The following is a 15,841-nucleotide window of genomic DNA, read 5'->3' as shown; positions in this document are numbered from 1 at the left end:
TGGCGGTCTTACTGCTTAGGCCGCAGGTCGTAAATGCGGCGCAGCTTGCCGATGGACCGTTCGAGGGACCCGGGCTCCACCACGTCCACGGTGCACGAAGAACCCACGTGGATCTTGATCTGCTCCTGCAAGGTGCGCGCCGCCGTCGTGCTCTGTTCAAACGACACGGTCTCACGGCGTTCGATCTTGACGGTCATCTGGTCCATGCGCTGGCCCTCCGGGCGGGTGAGCTCCAGCTGGAAGTGCGGGCTGAGCTCCGGAATGCGGAGCGCGATCTCCTCGATCTGGGACGGGAAGACGTTCACGCCGCGCAGGATGATCATGTCGTCGCTGCGGCCGGTGATGCGTCCCATCCGGCGGTGCGCGGGGCGGGCGGTGCCGGGCATAAGGCGCGTGAGGTCCTTGGTGCGGTAGCGGATGATGGGCAGTGCTTCCTTGGTGAGTGACGTAAAGACGAGTTCGCCGTGTTCGCCGTCGCGCAGGACGTTTTCCTTGCCGACCTCGGGGTTGAAGGCGTCGATGATCTCGGGTCGGAAGTGGTCCTCCCAGATGTGGCTGCCGTCCTGGGTTTCCACGGCCTCGCCGGCAACGCCCGGGCCCATCACTTCTGAAAGCCCGTAGATGTCGCAGGCCTTGATGTTCATGGTCACCTCGAGTTCGTGCCGCATCTCCTCGGTCCACGGCTCCGCGCCGAGCACGGCGTACTTGAGGGAGGTCGACGTCGGGTCGATGCCCATGTGCGCCATTGCGTCGGCGATCGTGAGCAGGTACGTGGGCGTGGCCAGGATGGCGTCCGGCTTGAAGTCCTGGATGAGCTGGATCTGGCGTTCCGTCTGGCCGCCGGAGATGGGGATGACGGTGCAGCCGAGTGCTTCGGCGCCGGCGTGCGCACCCAGGCCGCCGGTGAACAGGCCGTACCCGTAGGCGTTGTGGACCTTCATGCCGGGGCGGACGCCGGAGGCGCGGAGCGAACGGGCCACCAGTTTGGCCCAGTCGGCCAGGTCCTGCTTGGTGTATCCGACGACGGTGGGCCGGCCCGTGGTGCCGGAGCTGGCGTGCACGCGGGCTACTTCGGACTGCGGCACGGCAAACATCCCGAACGGGTACTCCGCGCGCAGATCGTCCTTGGTGGTGAAGGGGAAGTTGCCCAGGTCGCTGAGTTCGCGGAGGTCACTGGGGTGGATGCCGGCGTCGTCGAATTTGCGCTTGTAGAGCGGCACGCGGTCGTAGGCGTAGGCCACCGTGTGCTGCAGGCGGCTGAGCTGGAGGGCTTCCAGCTCGTCGCGGGACATGGTCTCTTCGGGGTCCAGCACGGCGTCGGTGCCTGCCTTGGTGGACTGGGAGGTGGGCGTTTCGGGGACGTGGAGGCTCATGGTTTCCTACTTCTTGGGGATGGTGCGGCTGCGTCCGCGGAACTCCGCAATGAGTTCGCCAAACGTGCCTGAACTAAGCGGCAGTTCGGGCTGTGCGCCGGCGTCGGCCGCGAAGATCTGGATGTCGTAGAGTCCGCTGCGGCCCGCGCTGGAACGGCGGTCCGCGACGGCGGTGATTACCTGGCCGCGGTAGGCGGGTTTGAGGAAGTTGATGTCCACGCCGGCGGCCACCGTGATGCTGTCCGCATCCGCGGGGCCCGGGTGCACCGGGTTGCAGGCCAGGGCGAAGGCAGTATCGGCGAAGGCGAAGATCATTCCGCCGTGGGCCATGCCGAAGCCGTTGAGCATTTCCTGCCGAAGCGTCATGCGGATGGTGGCGTGGCCGTCGGTGACGGCGAGGACTTCGATGCCCATCCATTCGGAGGCGTAGTCGTTTTCCAGGATGGGGTGGGTGACCCCGGAGAGGGCTGCTTCAGTCATGCGTCATTGCCTCCAGCTTTATTTACCGAATGTTCATTAGGTAATCCCAAAAGGGGTGCCGGTGTCAAGGGCTCGGCGTCGCTGGCTGGTGCTTCCGCTTCATCAGCAGGTTGGTGATGCGGAGGGTGCAGAGCCGCTGGCCTGCGGCGTTGGTGATCAGAACCTCGTGGGTGGTCAGTGTGCCGCCGAGGTGGATGGGTGTGGCAGTGATGGTGATCAGCCCTTCGCGGGCGGAGCGGTGGTGGGTGGCGGAGACGTCAACACCCACGGCAGTTTTCCCCAGCGTACTCGCGTGGATCACCGCTGCCCAGGAACCCACGGCCTCGCCCACCGCCAGGGACGCGCCGCCGTGCAGCAGCCCGAACGACTGCCTGTTGCCCTCCACGGGCATCGTGGCCACCACCCGCTCCACCGATTCTTCGACGATTTTCACGCCCATCTTCTCGTCGAGCTCGCCCAGGGTGATTTTCCAGAGTTCAGGTTCGGCATGTTCAGGGGCCGGCTCCGGGCTGTGCTTGGATGCTGCTTTCATCGGCTCTCCTTGCTGGGGCATTGATCTTTCAGTGTGCAGCACAGATCATTCATGTACTGTAGTTATATTACCGAACGGACGGTCAGTAATGATCTGGCCTTTTACCGTTTTGTCCCCGTGTTGGAAGGACCCGTCAACGATGACCACCACCGCAACTGCCGAAGCCACCGTCAATACCGTCGAGACCGTTCCCAGCTTTGTGCAGGATTCGTGGTGGACGCCCGACGCCGGTTCGGCAGCTTCCGCCGTCCCCGTACGGGATGCGAGCACCGGGGAAATCCTGGCCAAGGTGAGCGCCGAGGGCCTGGATCTTGCCGCCGTCGTGGATTACGGCCGCACCGTCGGCCAGGCCGAACTCGGCAAGCTGACCTTCCACCAGCGCGCGCTCAAGCTCAAGGAACTGGCGCAGTACCTGAACGCCCGGCGCGAGCATTTCTACTCTTTTTCGGCGCAGACGGGTGCCACCAAGATCGACTCGATGATCGACATCGACGGCGGCATCGGCGTGCTGTTCACGTTCGGTTCCAAGGGCCGGCGCGAACTGCCCAACTCCCAGGTGGTGGTGGATGGCCCCATGGAGGTGCTGTCGAAGGACGGCTCGTTTGCGGGCGAACACATCTACACGCGCATCCCGGGCGTCGCCGTCCAGATCAACGCGTTCAACTTCCCGGTGTGGGGCATGCTGGAGAAGCTTGCGCCCGCCTTCATCGCCGGCGTGCCCACCATCGTTAAGCCTGCCACTCCCACCGGTTATGTGGCCGCTGCCGTGGTGAAGGCGATCATCGAATCCAACATCCTGCCCAAGGGCTCGCTGCAGCTGATTTCCGGCTCCGTCCGCGGCCTCCTGGACGTGCTGGACTACCGCGACCTGGTGGCATTCACCGGCTCCGCCTCCACCGCGCTCGCCTTGAAGTCGCACCCGAATGTGGTGGAGGGCGGGGTACGGTTCACCTCGGAAACGGACTCCCTCAATGCCGCCATCCTGGGCCCGGACGGGGTGGAGGGCACTCCCGAGTTTGACGCCTTCATCAAATCCGTGGTCACCGAAATGACGGTCAAGGCGGGCCAGAAGTGCACATCCATCCGCCGCGCCATCGTCCCGCAGGAGTTGGTCCCGGCGGTGATCGCCGCCGTCGGCAAGCGCATCCAGGAGCGCGTGGTCCTCGGTGACCCGCGCGCCGAGGGCGTCACCATGGGTGCCCTGGCGTCCGTCGAACAGCTCGCCGATGTCCGGGCGGCCGTGCAGTCCATGCTCGACGCCGGCGGTGAGCTTGCGTACGGAACGCTCGATTCGCCGTCGGTCACCTCCGCGGACGGAACCACCGGCGTAGTGGCGGAGGGCGCATTTATGTCACCCGTTGTCCTGGGCTGGAATGACCCGGAAACGGAAGCGATCCACTCGCTGGAGGCATTCGGCCCGGTGGCCTCCGTGATCGGATACACGGACCTGCCCGACGCCGTCCGCCTCGCCGCCCGGGGTGGCGGCTCGCTCGTGGCCACGGTCTGCACGAACGATCCAGCCGCAGCCCAGGCACTCGTCACCGGGATCGCGGCGCACCACGGGCGTGTCCTGATGCTCAACCGCGAGGACGCCCGCAGCTCCACCGGCCACGGCTCCCCGGTGCCGCACCTGGTCCACGGCGGACCCGGCCGCGCCGGCGGCGGCGAGGAACTGGGTGGCATCCGCTCGGTCATGCACCACATGCAGCGCACCGCCATCCAGGGCTCACCCAACATGCTGACCGCCGTCACCGGCGTCTGGCACGCCGGCGCAGACCGTAACTTCACGGTGGAGACCGAAGGTACGCACCCGTTCCGCAAGTCGCTCGAGACGCTGCGCATCGGCGACGCCGTCCGCTCCGACCTGCGCCAGGTCAGCCTTGAGGACATCGCCGCCTTCGCCCACACCACCGGCGACACCTTCTACGCGCACACCAACCAGGAAGCGGCGGAAGCCAACCCGTTCTTCCCGGGCATTGTGGCGCATGGGTACCTGCTGCTTGCCTGGGGCGCGGGACTGTTCGTGGAGCCGGCGCCGGGCCCGGTCCTGGCCAACTACGGGCTGGAGAACCTGCGCTTCATCACCCCCGTGGCCGCAGGGGACTCCATCCGCGTGACCCTGACCGCCAAGAAGATCACCCCGCGCGAAACCGACGAATACGGCGAGGTGGCCTGGGATGCGGTCCTGACCAACCAGAACGACGAGATAGTGGCCACCTACGACGTCCTCACGCTCGTGGCGAAGGGCTGAACTAAAAGTTCGGCGGCCTTGCCCTCATCCCTCATCGGCCCATATACTGAACGAACGGTCGGTAAACAATTCGCCCCTTGAAGGCCTTTGCATTAGGAGCAACCATGGCAGTGCAGAATCTGCAGTCAGTGACCGCTGAGCTGTCCCCGGAAGAACTGGAAGCCGCTGCCCGGCGCGACGCGGACGGCCAGGCGAACTTTGACCGCGTGATGGCGCAGGATTCGCGGATCGAGCCGCGGGACTGGATGCCGGCGGCGTACCGCAAGACCCTGCTGCGCCAGATCTCGCAGCATGCGCACTCGGAGATCATCGGGATGCAGCCGGAAGCCAACTGGATTTCCCGCGCCCCGAGCCTTAAGCGCAAGGCCATCCTCATGGCCAAGGTCCAGGACGAGGCCGGCCACGGGCTCTACCTGTACTCAGCCGCCGAGACGCTGGGTCAGTCCCGCGACGAGATGATGGATGCGCTGATTGCCGGCAAGGCCCGCTACTCGTCCATCTTCAACTACCCGGCACGGACCTGGGCGGACATGGGTGCCATCGGCTGGCTGGTGGACGGCGCCGCCATCTGCAACCAGGTGCCGCTGTGCCGTGCCTCTTACGGCCCGTACGGCCGCGCCATGGTCCGGGTCTGCAAGGAGGAGTCGTTCCACCAGCGCCAGGGCTTCGAAATCCTGCTGGAACTCTCGCACGGCACCCCCGGGCAGAAGCAGATGGCGCAGGACGCCGTGAACCGCTGGTACGCCCCGGCCCTGATGATGTTCGGCCCGCCGGACGACGATTCGCCCAACTCCAAGCAGTCCATGGCCTGGAACATCAAGCGCTTCAGCAACGATGAACTCCGCAGCCGGTTCGTGGGAATGATGGTGGAGCAGGTCCGGGTGCTGGGCCTCACCCTCCCGGACAGCGAGATCCGCTTCAACGAGGACACCAAAAAGTGGGAGCACGGCCCGCTGGACTGGAACGAATTCCACGAAGTCCTCGCCGGCCGCGGCCCCTGCAACGCCCAGCGCCTCGAGCGCCGGAGGGAAGCGCACGACGACGGCGCCTGGGTCCGCGAGGCAGCGGCGGCGTATGCAGCAAAACAGTCACTGAAGACGAAGGAATACGCAGCATGAGCGACACAACAAACACGTCCCCGGTGGTTGAGCCTGTCGAAACCCCTGGTCAAACCCGCAACGCCTGGGGCCTGTGGGAGGTCTTTGTCCGGTCGAGCCGCGGCCTGAGCCACGTCCACGCCGGGTCCCTGCACGCGCCGGACGCCGCAATGGCCCTGCGCAACGCCCGCGACCTCTACACCCGCCGCAACGAAGGCGTGTCCATCTGGGTGGTCCCCGCGGACGCCATCGCCGCCAGTGACCCGGACTCCAAGGGTTCGTTCTTCGAGTCCCCGCAGGGCAAGGACTACCGGCACGCCACCTACTACACCAAGAGCGAAGGGGTGAAGCACCTGTGAGCACCCCTGAAACAGCAACCGGCCATGGTGACATCTCCACCGGTGTGGCCGGCGGCGACAGCAACGCCAGCGCCACCCGCATCACCCCCGGCAACGCCCTCCGCCCGGAGGACATCGCCCTGGAGGTCCGCACCGGCCTGGTCAAGCCCAGCGAGGATGTGGCCGAGTACGCGCTGCGCCTGGGCGACGACGCCCTGATCCTCGCCCAGCGCCTGGGCCACTGGATCTCCCGCGCCCCGGAGCTGGAGGAGGACGTGGCCCTGGGCAACATCGCCCTGGACCAGCTGGGCCATGCCCGCAGCTTCCTCACCTACGCCGGCGGTGCGCTGGGAGAAAACGGTGAGGCCAAGTCCGAGGACGATCTGGCCTACTTCCGCCGGGAACACGAGTTCCGGTCCGCCCACATCTTCGAGCAGCCCAACGGCGACTTTGCGGCCACCATCGCGCGCCAGTTCGTGGTGAGCTACTACCAGTTCGAGCTCTACCGCCGGCTCATCCAGTCCACCGATGCCACGCTGGCCGCCATCGCCGCCAAGGCCGTGAAGGAAGTGGATTACCACCGGGACCACAGCGCCCAGTGGGTCCTGCGGCTGGCCGGCGGCACGGACGAGTCCCGCCGTCGGATGATCCACGGCCTCAAGCTCGTGTGGCCCTACGTGCATGAGCTGTTCCAGGATGACGCGCTGACCGCGCGCCTGACTGAAGCGGGCGCCGCCGTCGCGTCTTCCAGCCTCAAAGCGGACTTTGACCGGCTCACCGGGGAAATCCTGGCCGAGGCTGAGCTGGAGGTGCCGGATGTTCCGGCGGCTCCCGGCGGCGGCAGGCAGGGCAAGCATTCGGAGCACCTTGGCTACATCCTGGCCGAGATGCAGGTGCTGGCCCGCGAGCATCCCGGAGCCAGCTGGTGACCGCCGTGATCACTGAAAACGTCACCGCCCGGCAGCAGGCCTGGGACATCGCCGCCACGGTCTGCGATCCGGAAATCCCCGTCCTCACCATTGAGGACCTGGGCATCCTGAGGAACGTGGAGGCCGAGGGGACAAGCGTGCGCGTCACCATCACGCCCACCTACTCGGGCTGCCCGGCGATGGACGCCATCCGCGACGACCTGAAAACAGCGTTCGCCACGGCTGGCTACCCCATCGTCGATGTGGACCTGGTCCTCGCCCCGGCCTGGACCACCGACTGGATGACCGACGCCGGGAAGGCGAAGCTGCAGGAGTACGGCATCGCGCCGCCGTCGGGCATGTCGAATGCCGCCCGGCACGCGGGTCCCATCCGGCTGACCATGGCCGTGAAATGCCCGCAGTGCTCGTCCCTGAACACCAAGGAACTCACCCGCTTCGGTTCCACGTCCTGCAAGGCGCTGTATGTGTGCAAGGACTGCCTGGAACCGTTCGACTACTTCAAAGTCCTGTAAGGAAGCCCCATGCCTGTTGTTCGCCAGACCGCCGCCGAATCGGCGCAGGCCACCGGCCGCCGTCGTCCGTCCTTTCACACCCTGGCCGTCAAAGAGGTGCGCCGGCTCACCGAGGACGCCATCGAAGTCTCCTTCCACGTCCCCACGGAGCTGGCCGGCCAGTTCGATTACCTGCCGGGCCAGTACGTGGCCCTGCGCACCACGCTCCCGGACGAGACCGGCGAGCTAAAGGAAATCCGCCGCAGCTACTCCATCTGCGCCGAGCCGCGCAGCTTCGAGGACGGCAGCAGCGAGATCCGCGTGGCCGTGAAGCAGGACCTGGGCGGGCTGTTCTCCACGTGGGCCAACGCCGAGCTGAAGGCGGGGGACGCCCTGGACGTCATGAGCCCCATGGGCGCGTTTGTGTCCAAGCACGGCCGGGACGGCAAAGCGTTGCAGCAGAACCGGATGAACTCCATGAACCACCCCGAGGAACTGGCAGGGGAAATCGCGTCGACCGGTGAGGCCAGCTTCGTGGCCATCGCCGCTGGCTCGGGCATTACCCCGGTGATCGCGATCGCCCGCACGCTGCTGGTGGCCAACCCGGAGAGCAGGTTCGACCTGATCTACGCCAACAAGGCCGCCATGGACGTGATGTTCCTGGAGGAGCTCGCGGACCTGAAGGACAAGTACCCGCAGCGCCTCGCCATCCACCATGTGCTGTCCCGCGAACAGCGGATCGCGCCGCTGCTCAGCGGAAGGATCGACGCCGGGAAGCTCCAGCAGCTGCTGGGCACCGCCATCCACGCCGACGATGTGGACGAGTGGTTCCTGTGCGGGCCGTTCGAGCTGGTGCAGCTGTGCCGGGACACCCTGGCCGAGCGCGGCGTCAGCCCGGACACCATCCGGTTTGAGCTGTTCACCTCGGGCAAACCGGACCGCCCGGAAGGCCACGCCGGCCGGCCGGTGCTGGTGGACGAGTCCAAGGAAACGTACAAGATCACCTTCAAGCTCGACGGCCTGCAGGGCGAGGTGGCCAGCCCCACCCACGCCCGCGAGTCCATCCTCAACGCCGCGCTGCGGGTCCGCCCGGACGTGCCGTTCGCGTGCGCCGGGGGAGTCTGCGGCACCTGCCGGGCCAAGGTGGTCACCGGCAGCGTGACCATGGACGAAAACTACGCGCTGGAGCAGGATGAACTGGACAAGGGGTACGTCCTGACCTGCCAGAGCCACCCCACCAGCAAGGAAGTCACCGTCGACTTCGACGTCTAGTCCGGGACCGGTGGTTGAGCCTGTCGAAACCCAGAAAGAAGACCCCCATGATCTCCCTCTCCATCGCCAACAACGTCGCCGAAGTTGTCCTGGACGCACCCCACAAGCTGAATTCACTGGATGAGCAGGCGCTCGCTGATTTAACCCAGGCGTACGACGACGCCGCTGCCGCCGCCTCGCGCGGTGAGGTGCGGGCGCTGCTGCTCCGGGGAGAGGGCCGCGCCTTCTGTGCGGGCCGGGACATCCAGAACGTGACGCCGGAGAGCGACGACGCCGAAGCGTATCTCGCCGGACTGGTCCAGCCGTTGCTCAAGAAGATGAGTGAGTTCCCGGCGCCGACGTTCGCCGCAGCGCAGGGCGCCTGCCTGGGCGTGGGGCTGGGCCTGCTGCTGGCCACGGACGTGGTGTACGTGGCGGAGAATGCGAAGTTCGGCTCACCGTTCGCGAAGCTGGGCGCCACGCTGGATTCAGGCGGGCACTGGTACTTCACCGAGCGGCTGGGCATGCACCGCACCCTGGACCTGATCTACACCGCCGAGCTCATGTCCGGGACGGAGGCCGTGGCGCAGGGGATGTTCAGCCGTGCCATGCCTGCCGATGAACTCCTTCCGAGTACTCGGGACATTGTGTCCAGGGTGGCCGCGGGCGCCACAGGGGCGTTCACCGCGAGCAAGGAGCTGGTGGCCCACATCCGCGACCAGCGGCTGGGCCTCTGGGACGCCATGGCAGAAGAGAACGCCGAGCAGGCCCGGCTTTGCAAGAGCGACGACTACGCCGAGGGCTTCCGGGCGTTCCAGGAAAAGCGTTCACCGGTGTTCACCGGAACTGTGGCGCGCTAGGGCATTAGCGCCGTCACCGAGGACCAAAGGACGAAAACTTTTAGGTGTGTTCCAGGCAACATTCATAGTACTATCTAGAATAACTGAACGTTCGATCAGTAAATCGCTCGAAACTCACCCCTGGCAGCAGCGCTGCCCCCAGCCATGGAGTTCCAATGACCGCAACTTCACGCGTCGATTCAGAGATGGGCCCCAGCTCCAAGCACGAGGAGCGAAAAGTCCTTGCGGGGACCCTCGTGGGTACCACCATCGAGTGGTACGACTTTTTCATTTTTGCCCAGTTGACGGGGACCCTGCTGTCCCCGCTGTTCCTGGCCCCGCTGAACGACTCCAACCCAGGACTGGCACAGATCCTGTCCTTCGCGTTGATCGGCATCAGCTTCCTGTTCCGGCCGCTCGGCGCCATTGTTGCAGGCCACCTGGGTGACCGCCTCGGCCGCAAGGCCATGCTGGTCTTTACCCTCATCATGATGGGTGCGGCCACGGCGCTGATCGGCATGCTGCCCACGTACGCGCAGATCGGCTTCTGGGCTCCGGTCCTGCTGATCCTCCTGCGCATTGTGCAGGGCTTCTCTGCCGGCGGTGAATGGGGCGGGGCGGCGCTGATGGCCGTGGAGCATGCACCCAAGAGCAAGCGCGGCGTGTTCGGTGCCTACCCGCAGATCGGTGTTCCGGTGGGCATGATTCTCGCCACCGGCCTGCTGTTCGTGCTCAACTCGAACATGTCCAAGGAGGACTTCGCCTCGTGGGGCTGGCGGGTGCCGTTCCTGCTGTCCATCGTGCTGATCGTGGTGGGCTACCTCATCCGCCGCGCCGTTGCCGAGAGCCCGGTCTTCAAGGAAATGGCTGCGCGCAAGGAAGAGAGCAAGGCGCCGCTCGGCGAGCTGATCCGGAGCCACAAGCGGCCGGTTCTCTACTCGACCATGATCTTCATCGGCAACAACGCTGCCGGCTACCTGCTGATCGCCTTCTTTATCTCCTACGCCACACGGACGCTGAAGATGCCGGTACCGGAAATTCTGCTCGCCACCACGCTTGCCTCCTTCGGCTGGCTGGTCTTTACCCTCGTGGGCGGTTGGCTCTCGGACAAGATCGGCAGGGTCAAGACGTTCCTGATCGGCTACGGAATCGTCTTTGCGTGGATGATCCCGATGTTTGCCCTGATCGACACCAAGAACATCATGCTGTATGGCGTGGCACTGTTTGTCTTGACCATCGGACTTGGCCTGTCCTACGGGCCGATGTCGGCCATGTACGCCGAAATGTTCCCTGCCAACGTCCGCTACTCCGGCATATCCATCGGGTACGCTTTCGGCGCCATCCTCGGTGGTGCGTTCGCGGCAACCATCGCCGAATCCCTGCTGCAGAGCACCAAGTGGACCGGATCCATCGGCATCTACATCATGATCCTCTGTGTTATTTCGGCAATTGGTGTCCTGCTCGCCAAGGAGACCAGGGGCCGCCCGCTGGGCATCAGCCACCACTGATTGCTTCGCCGCTGGCAGGGTGGGCGCCCGCGGGTGCCCACCCTGCAGGCGGGCTCAAGGTTCACTCAAGATTTTGGGGAACTGGCCAAAGCCGTCATTTGGGTCCCATGAGAGCCGGTAGATTGATCTCGGTTTCGGACCCCCACGAAACCTAGGAAGCCCCCGCGCTCGAGTTCACCTCGCGTGGGGGCTTCCAATCATTTAGCGTCCGACGGGGGCATGCGGTACGTTCAGTCCACGAGCCTGTTCCGGTGGCGCGAGGGGTCACCGTCCTGACCGCCCTGCCCGCCGTGGTGGTTGGCGGCCTGGCGCTCCAGTTTGAGGACGGCGGTTGGGGAGTCCTCACTGGGTACTTCCTGATCCCCGCCGCACTGATCGCCATGCTGGTGGAGATCATTAGCCCTCACGCCGTCGGCCAACCGCAACCAAGCGAGCGGGACGGATGAGAACTTGCGCCCCGCTCTCAGGAGCGGACCTGCCCCGCACTGCCAGTGGTTGACCGCTTGGCTGGCGCCGCTTGTTCCCCCAAGCAGGTGGTGGATGTCTCGCAGGCAACAGGGGGACGCATCAGTCCCGGCGTCCAGGAGTGCTACGACCGCTGGGACGGGGTTCTTGACGTCGTGGGCTCCCTGGAGCCCGGCGGTGGCCAACCGTTGGCCAGCGTTCCTCGCCAGCACTTCCGTTCCTCGCCAGCACTTCGGTAGTCCGGCTCCCTGCCCACGGCAGGTGTTTGCCATCGGCCTGACCTACGCGGCACACGATGCAGAAGCCACTATGGGCCATCCAGCGGGTCAAAACAGTCCTTGCAGCAGAGTATGATTTAGGCCGTTGCCCAACGAACCAGGACCTCGCCCGGAGGACCGGTTTGAGCAGACGTATTGTCCGGCGCGGTCTGATCCACTCGGCAACGGCTCCCACGGAAACAAACTCCCCATCAACAAACCGCCCGGCCGTTAGCCGCCGGGCACACCCCTGAAAGGACACCATGGAAGTGCTGTGGGAAATCGCCGGATGGACTGGCGCGGCCCTGATTCTGAGCGCATACCTTTCCGTGTCCATGGGTTGGTTGAAGGCCGGCAAACGCTTCCAGACGGCAAACCTCATCGGTGCCTGTGCCTTCATTGTCAACGGTGCGGTCCACGAAGCGTGGCCGTCCGTGGTCACGAACATCGCCTGGTTCCTCATTTCCGCCGTCGCGCTTGTTCGCATGCGGTCGGCGGCTGAGGCGGCTGGGACGGCTGCTGAGGAAACGCAGGTTCAGTTCCCCGGCGTTCCTGACACCACCGGGCAAATTGCCGTTGTTGAGGCGATTACCGCCGCCGTTCACGGCGACGTCGAGGGACGCGCGGCCGCCTGCGAGGCAAGCCTGCGCGACGGTCACGCGGTGCACTCCACGCCCATGAAAACCTGAGCACGCACTGCACCGCGAACTGAAATGAGGGCCCACGCTTGGACGGAGTGCTAAAAGGCTTCTTCGTCGTCGGCGGTCATGCTCCTGTTCGCCGTAGTCGGAGCGATCGGCCGCTGGGGTGTTCGCCGGACGACCATTGGGGCCCTGACGATCCTCGATCTCACGGATCCGTCCAGGAAGAACGTCTCGCTGCGGCACACGCTCTCCATTCCGCTGCCCAACCCAGTGACGGTTGCCGCTGTACTGGGGATCCTGGTCAGCGCTTCCGGAATCCAGATCCCTGACTAATATTCCACCTCGACCCGTTCAGCACCTTCGTCGTCGTGGCCTGCGCCATCCTTCCCACAGGCCAAAACGTCGTCCTCTATGCAGTCATGTACGGGGTTGGGCAAAAAATAGCCCAATCTGCAGCCGTGATAACGACCGTCCTCGCCGCACCCCTGCTGCTGGCTGCGGTCTGGATCCTGGGTTGAACCTAGTCCTCAGGACTCCTGACATAGCCATTTAATTTGTGGGTGACGTTTCCTGGTTTTTGATTCCGAATCGTAGGATTCGGTCGGTGCCGGGGTACCGGGTTTCGGTGGCGCTGAGGTGGGTGCAGAGTTCACTGATCGCTCTGGTGGCCCGGCGGGTCGGGAGGGGATCGAGGCGGATGGTGAGATAGCCGTCCTCGCGGGGGTCGATGTCTCCGCTTCCGGTGAGGGCCTGCCGGATCAGGGTGTGGGCTTCGTCTTCGCCGCGGGCGTAGCCGGTGTTGGTGCGGATCTCCCTCGCCAGGGCGGACGCGGTGTTGAACGCGGCCATCCGGATCGCGTGGCTGAGGAGTTTCGTTTCGGTCTCCAGGACCTGCTGTCCCGGGGCGATCTCGCCGAGGGGGACCCGGGCCGGGATCGCCTTGTGGGCTGCCTTCGCGGCCTCGAGAGCGGTTTCGGCGGTGAGCAGGTCCGCGGTGATCGTGTTGTGCATGGTATTGGTGTACAGGAGCGTGGACGTTCCCGGCGGCGGGGTCCGGGCCGCGAGCATCGCCGCGTCGGTGTCGGCCAGGGTCTTTTCATACCGGGTCCTGGCGGCCAGGACTGGGGCAAGTTCTACTCAAAATTCTTCGCATCTCGATCGCCGGGTTTCCATGGCCGGTCGATTCCCGTAGTACCCGCCCGCAAAATGCCCGGCGATGGGGGGATAAACGGTACGTTCAAGACAGTGACCGGACTGCTGATCGGGTGCGCGCGCGTATCCACGAACGACCAAGACCTCACTGCTCAGAAGAATGCCCTGGTTGCTCTTGGAGTGTCGTCGGAGAAGACGTTCACAGACCAGGGCCTGACCGGCGCCAACCGGGCGCGGCCGGGACTCAGGGAAGCGCTGGCCGCCTGCCGGGCCGGGGACACCCTGGTCGTGACCAAACTCGACCGCCTGGCCCGGTCGCTGCGCGATGCGAAGGATATTGTTGACGAACTCACCCGCCGCGAAGTCAAGCTGAGCATCGGCGGCTCCGTCCATGACCCGACCGATCCCGTAGGCCGGCTCCTCTTCAACGTCCTGGCCATGGTTGCAGAATTCGAAGCCGACCTGATCCGGGCCCGAACCCGGGAAGGCATGGCCGTCGCCGGGCAAAAGGGCCGCCTACGGGGGGAACAGCCCAAGCTTTCCAAAGCACAGGAAGCCCACCTGGTCTCCGTTCACCGGGCAGGGACGCGCACCACGGTGGAACTTGCCGAACTCTTCGCGGTAGCCCGCTCAACCGTCTACCGTGCAATCAAACGTGCAGGCGACACTACATGATCGATTAGCGTGAATTTCCGTACCGATCCTCCTCGGACCCCGTTCCCGACGATCGCGACGAATCTTGAGGGCCGTGAGTAACAGCCGGAACACGCCGAGCGTCCGCCGCGCCCGCACCACGCCCGGGGCTCGGGTGCGACGCGGGCCGGGCATGCCTCCACTAGCCGCCCCGGTCCTGCGACACCCGAACGCCCGTCGCCCGAACGTGCGAGGCGCGTCAGGTCCCGAACCAGCGGGCGCGTCGCACCGCGCCGAACTCCGCCTTCTCAGCAGCGTACGCCGGCGACGGCCCCAGGAGCGGCGCGGTCGGCCCGCCGTCAGCGTGGAAGTCGACGTCGACGCGGCCGACGTCGCCGTGGCCGAACTCCAGGTAGCAGAGCCCGGTGCCCCCGGATGCAAGTCTGCCGGCGCCTCGGATGCTGCGAACTATGCCGTCCGCGACGACGTGGGCCGCGCTCTCGGCGAAGGTGCCGGCCTTTGGGATCCCGGTCCCGGCGCAGTCGCCGATCGCGTACACCCCGGCGTACGGCGTCTGCAGCGTCACCGGGTCGACCGCGACCCAGCCGTCCTGCGTCAGGCCCGACTCGACGAGCACGTCGGGCACCTTGTGGGTCGGGATGCCGATGAACAAGTCGTACGGCTCGTCGTGGTCCTTGAACTGCGCGACCCGCGCGTCGGGGTCGATCCCGTGGATCCGGTGGCGCTTCGTGTACGCGATCCCACGCTCGGCCATCGCGCGTTCCAGCGCGGCCGATGCCTGGGGCGAGACCGGGACGGGCGACGGCTGCGGACTGACCATGTGAAGGTTGCTGCCCTCGCGGATGCCGCGGGCGACGAGTCGGTCGTGGAGCAGCAGGATCGCCTCGTATGGCGCGGGCGGGCACTTGAACGGGATGGAGAGCACGGCCAGCATCACCCGGCCGCCGCGGAACCCCGCCAGTTCGTCGCGCAGCCGCTCGGCGCCTGCGACCGTGTAGTACTCGAACCCTCCGTCGGCGAAGCCGGGTGTCGCGGCGATGTCGTAGTCGGCACCGAGGGCGACGACGACGATGTCGGGATCGTAAACCGCTGCATCGGTGACGACGTGCCGCGTCCCCGGGTCGATCGCGAGCACCCGCTCCTGGCGGAACTCCACGCCCGGCGTGCGGATCTCGCGGTACGGGATCCGCACCTCTTCCGCGTTCTGGTGCCCGAAGAGGACCTCCAGCTTGGAGAAGCCGAACACGAAGGCGTCGTGCTGGTCGAAGAGGGTGACGTCGACCTCGCCGGCAAGGCGCTCCGACAGTGTGCTCGCGAGTTCCAACCCTCCGAATCCGGCGCCGAGGATCATGACTGTTGTTGTCATGCACCTCATCTTGCGCCTTGGACGGCCTGGCGTCCATGCCCGATGGATGATGCCCGTCGGGTCTCGATACTCGGCGGCGTTGAGGTCCCTGACCTTCAGAACGCGTTCGATCTGCGGGATGAGTCGCTCGAGGAGTCGGAAGTTGCCGCAGGTGGTGCGCTCGATTCGCGACGAAAGCTCGTGGGTCGGTGAAGTCGTCGAGGTCGAGGGTCAG

17 protein-coding genes are annotated in these 15,841 nt (G+C 65.7%); 12 read left to right on the top strand and 5 right to left on the bottom strand.

What is annotated here, in order from left to right:
• Positions 1–8: 8 nt before the first annotated feature.
• From paaK to AC3IT0_RS20375, 3 genes are all read right to left on the bottom strand, one after another.
• Positions 9–1,373, bottom strand: coding sequence for a phenylacetate--CoA ligase PaaK (gene paaK, locus AC3IT0_RS20385; RefSeq protein ID WP_489321463.1), 1,365 nt, complete (start codon positions 1,371–1,373; stop codon positions 9–11).
• A 6-nt stretch (positions 1,374–1,379) separates the two neighbouring features.
• Positions 1,380–1,853: a hotdog fold thioesterase gene (locus tag AC3IT0_RS20380; RefSeq protein ID WP_489321462.1), complete on the bottom strand. Its 474-nt coding sequence runs from the start codon at positions 1,851–1,853 to the stop codon at positions 1,380–1,382.
• 64 nt (positions 1,854–1,917) lie between these two features.
• Positions 1,918–2,385: a PaaI family thioesterase gene (locus AC3IT0_RS20375; protein WP_489321461.1), complete on the bottom strand. Its 468-nt coding sequence runs from the start codon at positions 2,383–2,385 to the stop codon at positions 1,918–1,920.
• 139 nt (positions 2,386–2,524) lie between these two features.
• On the opposite strand from AC3IT0_RS20375, the gene paaZ reads away from it, so the two are divergent.
• The 11 genes from paaZ to AC3IT0_RS20320 all read left to right on the top strand — a co-directional run bounded on the left by paaZ (position 2,525) and on the right by AC3IT0_RS20320 (position 12,788).
• A complete protein-coding gene (gene paaZ, locus AC3IT0_RS20370) occupies positions 2,525–4,636 on the top strand; it encodes a phenylacetic acid degradation bifunctional protein PaaZ (RefSeq protein ID WP_489321460.1) in 2,112 nt (703 codons plus the stop codon).
• Between the two features lie 104 nt (positions 4,637–4,740).
• Complete coding sequence (gene paaA, locus AC3IT0_RS20365) at positions 4,741–5,754, top strand: 1,2-phenylacetyl-CoA epoxidase subunit PaaA (protein ID WP_489321459.1); 1,014 nt, start codon at positions 4,741–4,743, stop codon at positions 5,752–5,754.
• Positions 5,751–6,092, top strand: a complete 342-nt coding sequence (gene paaB / locus AC3IT0_RS20360; RefSeq protein WP_489321458.1) for a 1,2-phenylacetyl-CoA epoxidase subunit PaaB — start codon at positions 5,751–5,753, stop codon at positions 6,090–6,092. The genes paaA and paaB overlap by 4 nt, the downstream gene beginning before the upstream one ends.
• The gene (gene paaC / locus AC3IT0_RS20355; protein WP_489321457.1) at positions 6,089–7,000 is read left to right on the top strand and encodes a 1,2-phenylacetyl-CoA epoxidase subunit PaaC; all 912 of its coding nucleotides are present in this window, start codon (positions 6,089–6,091) and stop codon (positions 6,998–7,000) included. Before paaB ends, paaC begins: the two co-directional genes overlap by 4 nt.
• Positions 7,001–7,005: 5 nt before the next feature.
• On the top strand, positions 7,006–7,512 hold the full coding sequence (gene paaD / locus AC3IT0_RS20350) for a 1,2-phenylacetyl-CoA epoxidase subunit PaaD (protein WP_489321456.1): 507 nt from the start codon (positions 7,006–7,008) through the stop codon (positions 7,510–7,512).
• A gap of 9 nt (positions 7,513–7,521) precedes the next feature.
• Positions 7,522–8,763 (top strand): 1,2-phenylacetyl-CoA epoxidase subunit PaaE, encoded by a 1,242-nt coding sequence (paaE, locus tag AC3IT0_RS20345; protein WP_489321455.1) that lies wholly within the window; start codon positions 7,522–7,524, stop codon positions 8,761–8,763.
• A gap of 47 nt (positions 8,764–8,810) precedes the next feature.
• Entirely contained in the window at positions 8,811–9,602 is a 792-nt protein-coding gene (locus tag AC3IT0_RS20340; RefSeq protein WP_489321454.1) for an enoyl-CoA hydratase/isomerase family protein, read from the top strand.
• A gap of 155 nt (positions 9,603–9,757) precedes the next feature.
• Entirely contained in the window at positions 9,758–11,089 is a 1,332-nt protein-coding gene (locus AC3IT0_RS20335; RefSeq protein ID WP_489321453.1) for an MFS transporter, read from the top strand.
• Positions 11,090–11,340: 251 nt separating this feature from the next.
• Complete coding sequence (locus AC3IT0_RS20330; RefSeq protein WP_489321452.1) at positions 11,341–11,535, top strand: hypothetical protein; 195 nt, start codon at positions 11,341–11,343, stop codon at positions 11,533–11,535.
• Positions 11,536–12,074: 539 nt separating this feature from the next.
• Entirely contained in the window at positions 12,075–12,500 is a 426-nt protein-coding gene (locus tag AC3IT0_RS20325) for a CBU_0592 family membrane protein (RefSeq protein ID WP_489321451.1), read from the top strand.
• 78 nt (positions 12,501–12,578) lie between these two features.
• The gene (locus AC3IT0_RS20320) at positions 12,579–12,788 is read left to right on the top strand and encodes a hypothetical protein (protein ID WP_489321450.1); all 210 of its coding nucleotides are present in this window, start codon (positions 12,579–12,581) and stop codon (positions 12,786–12,788) included.
• A 216-nt stretch (positions 12,789–13,004) separates the two neighbouring features.
• Here the strand turns inward: AC3IT0_RS20320 and AC3IT0_RS20315 are convergent, their stop codons facing one another.
• Positions 13,005–13,466 (bottom strand): putative transposase, encoded by a 462-nt coding sequence (locus tag AC3IT0_RS20315; RefSeq protein WP_489321449.1) that lies wholly within the window; start codon positions 13,464–13,466, stop codon positions 13,005–13,007.
• Positions 13,467–13,700: 234 nt separating this feature from the next.
• On the opposite strand from AC3IT0_RS20315, the gene AC3IT0_RS20310 reads away from it, so the two are divergent.
• Complete coding sequence (locus AC3IT0_RS20310) at positions 13,701–14,282, top strand: recombinase family protein (RefSeq protein WP_489321448.1); 582 nt, start codon at positions 13,701–13,703, stop codon at positions 14,280–14,282.
• Positions 14,283–14,499: 217 nt separating this feature from the next.
• Here the strand turns inward: AC3IT0_RS20310 and AC3IT0_RS20305 are convergent, their stop codons facing one another.
• On the bottom strand, positions 14,500–15,627 hold the full coding sequence (locus AC3IT0_RS20305; RefSeq protein ID WP_489321447.1) for an NAD(P)/FAD-dependent oxidoreductase: 1,128 nt from the start codon (positions 15,625–15,627) through the stop codon (positions 14,500–14,502).
• Positions 15,628–15,841 lie beyond the last annotated feature (214 nt).

Source organism: Pseudarthrobacter sp. KH_020_B (assembly GCF_057840185.1).
Note: the sequence above shows the minus strand (reverse complement) of the source record. Positions and strands in the feature narration are given on the sequence as shown.

What these genes read in the sequence shown, in the direction of transcription:
- paaK (WP_489321463.1), bottom strand. Translation starts at nt 1,373, where the DNA reads ATGAGCCTCCACGTCCCCGAAACGCCCACCTCCCAGTCCACCAAGGCA.
- AC3IT0_RS20380 (WP_489321462.1), bottom strand. Translation starts at nt 1,853, where the DNA reads ATGACTGAAGCAGCCCTCTCCGGGGTCACCCACCCCATCCTGGAAAAC.
- AC3IT0_RS20375 (WP_489321461.1), bottom strand. Translation starts at nt 2,385, where the DNA reads ATGAAAGCAGCATCCAAGCACAGCCCGGAGCCGGCCCCTGAACATGCC.
- paaZ (WP_489321460.1), top strand. Translation starts at nt 2,525, where the DNA reads ATGACCACCACCGCAACTGCCGAAGCCACCGTCAATACCGTCGAGACC.
- paaA (WP_489321459.1), top strand. Translation starts at nt 4,741, where the DNA reads ATGGCAGTGCAGAATCTGCAGTCAGTGACCGCTGAGCTGTCCCCGGAA.
- paaB (WP_489321458.1), top strand. Translation starts at nt 5,751, where the DNA reads ATGAGCGACACAACAAACACGTCCCCGGTGGTTGAGCCTGTCGAAACC.
- paaE (WP_489321455.1), top strand. Translation starts at nt 7,522, where the DNA reads ATGCCTGTTGTTCGCCAGACCGCCGCCGAATCGGCGCAGGCCACCGGC.
- AC3IT0_RS20340 (WP_489321454.1), top strand. Translation starts at nt 8,811, where the DNA reads ATGATCTCCCTCTCCATCGCCAACAACGTCGCCGAAGTTGTCCTGGAC.
- AC3IT0_RS20335 (WP_489321453.1), top strand. Translation starts at nt 9,758, where the DNA reads ATGACCGCAACTTCACGCGTCGATTCAGAGATGGGCCCCAGCTCCAAG.
- AC3IT0_RS20325 (WP_489321451.1), top strand. Translation starts at nt 12,075, where the DNA reads ATGGAAGTGCTGTGGGAAATCGCCGGATGGACTGGCGCGGCCCTGATT.
- AC3IT0_RS20320 (WP_489321450.1), top strand. Translation starts at nt 12,579, where the DNA reads ATGCTCCTGTTCGCCGTAGTCGGAGCGATCGGCCGCTGGGGTGTTCGC.
- AC3IT0_RS20315 (WP_489321449.1), bottom strand. Translation starts at nt 13,466, where the DNA reads ATGCACAACACGATCACCGCGGACCTGCTCACCGCCGAAACCGCTCTC.
- AC3IT0_RS20305 (WP_489321447.1), bottom strand. Translation starts at nt 15,627, where the DNA reads ATGACAACAACAGTCATGATCCTCGGCGCCGGATTCGGAGGGTTGGAA.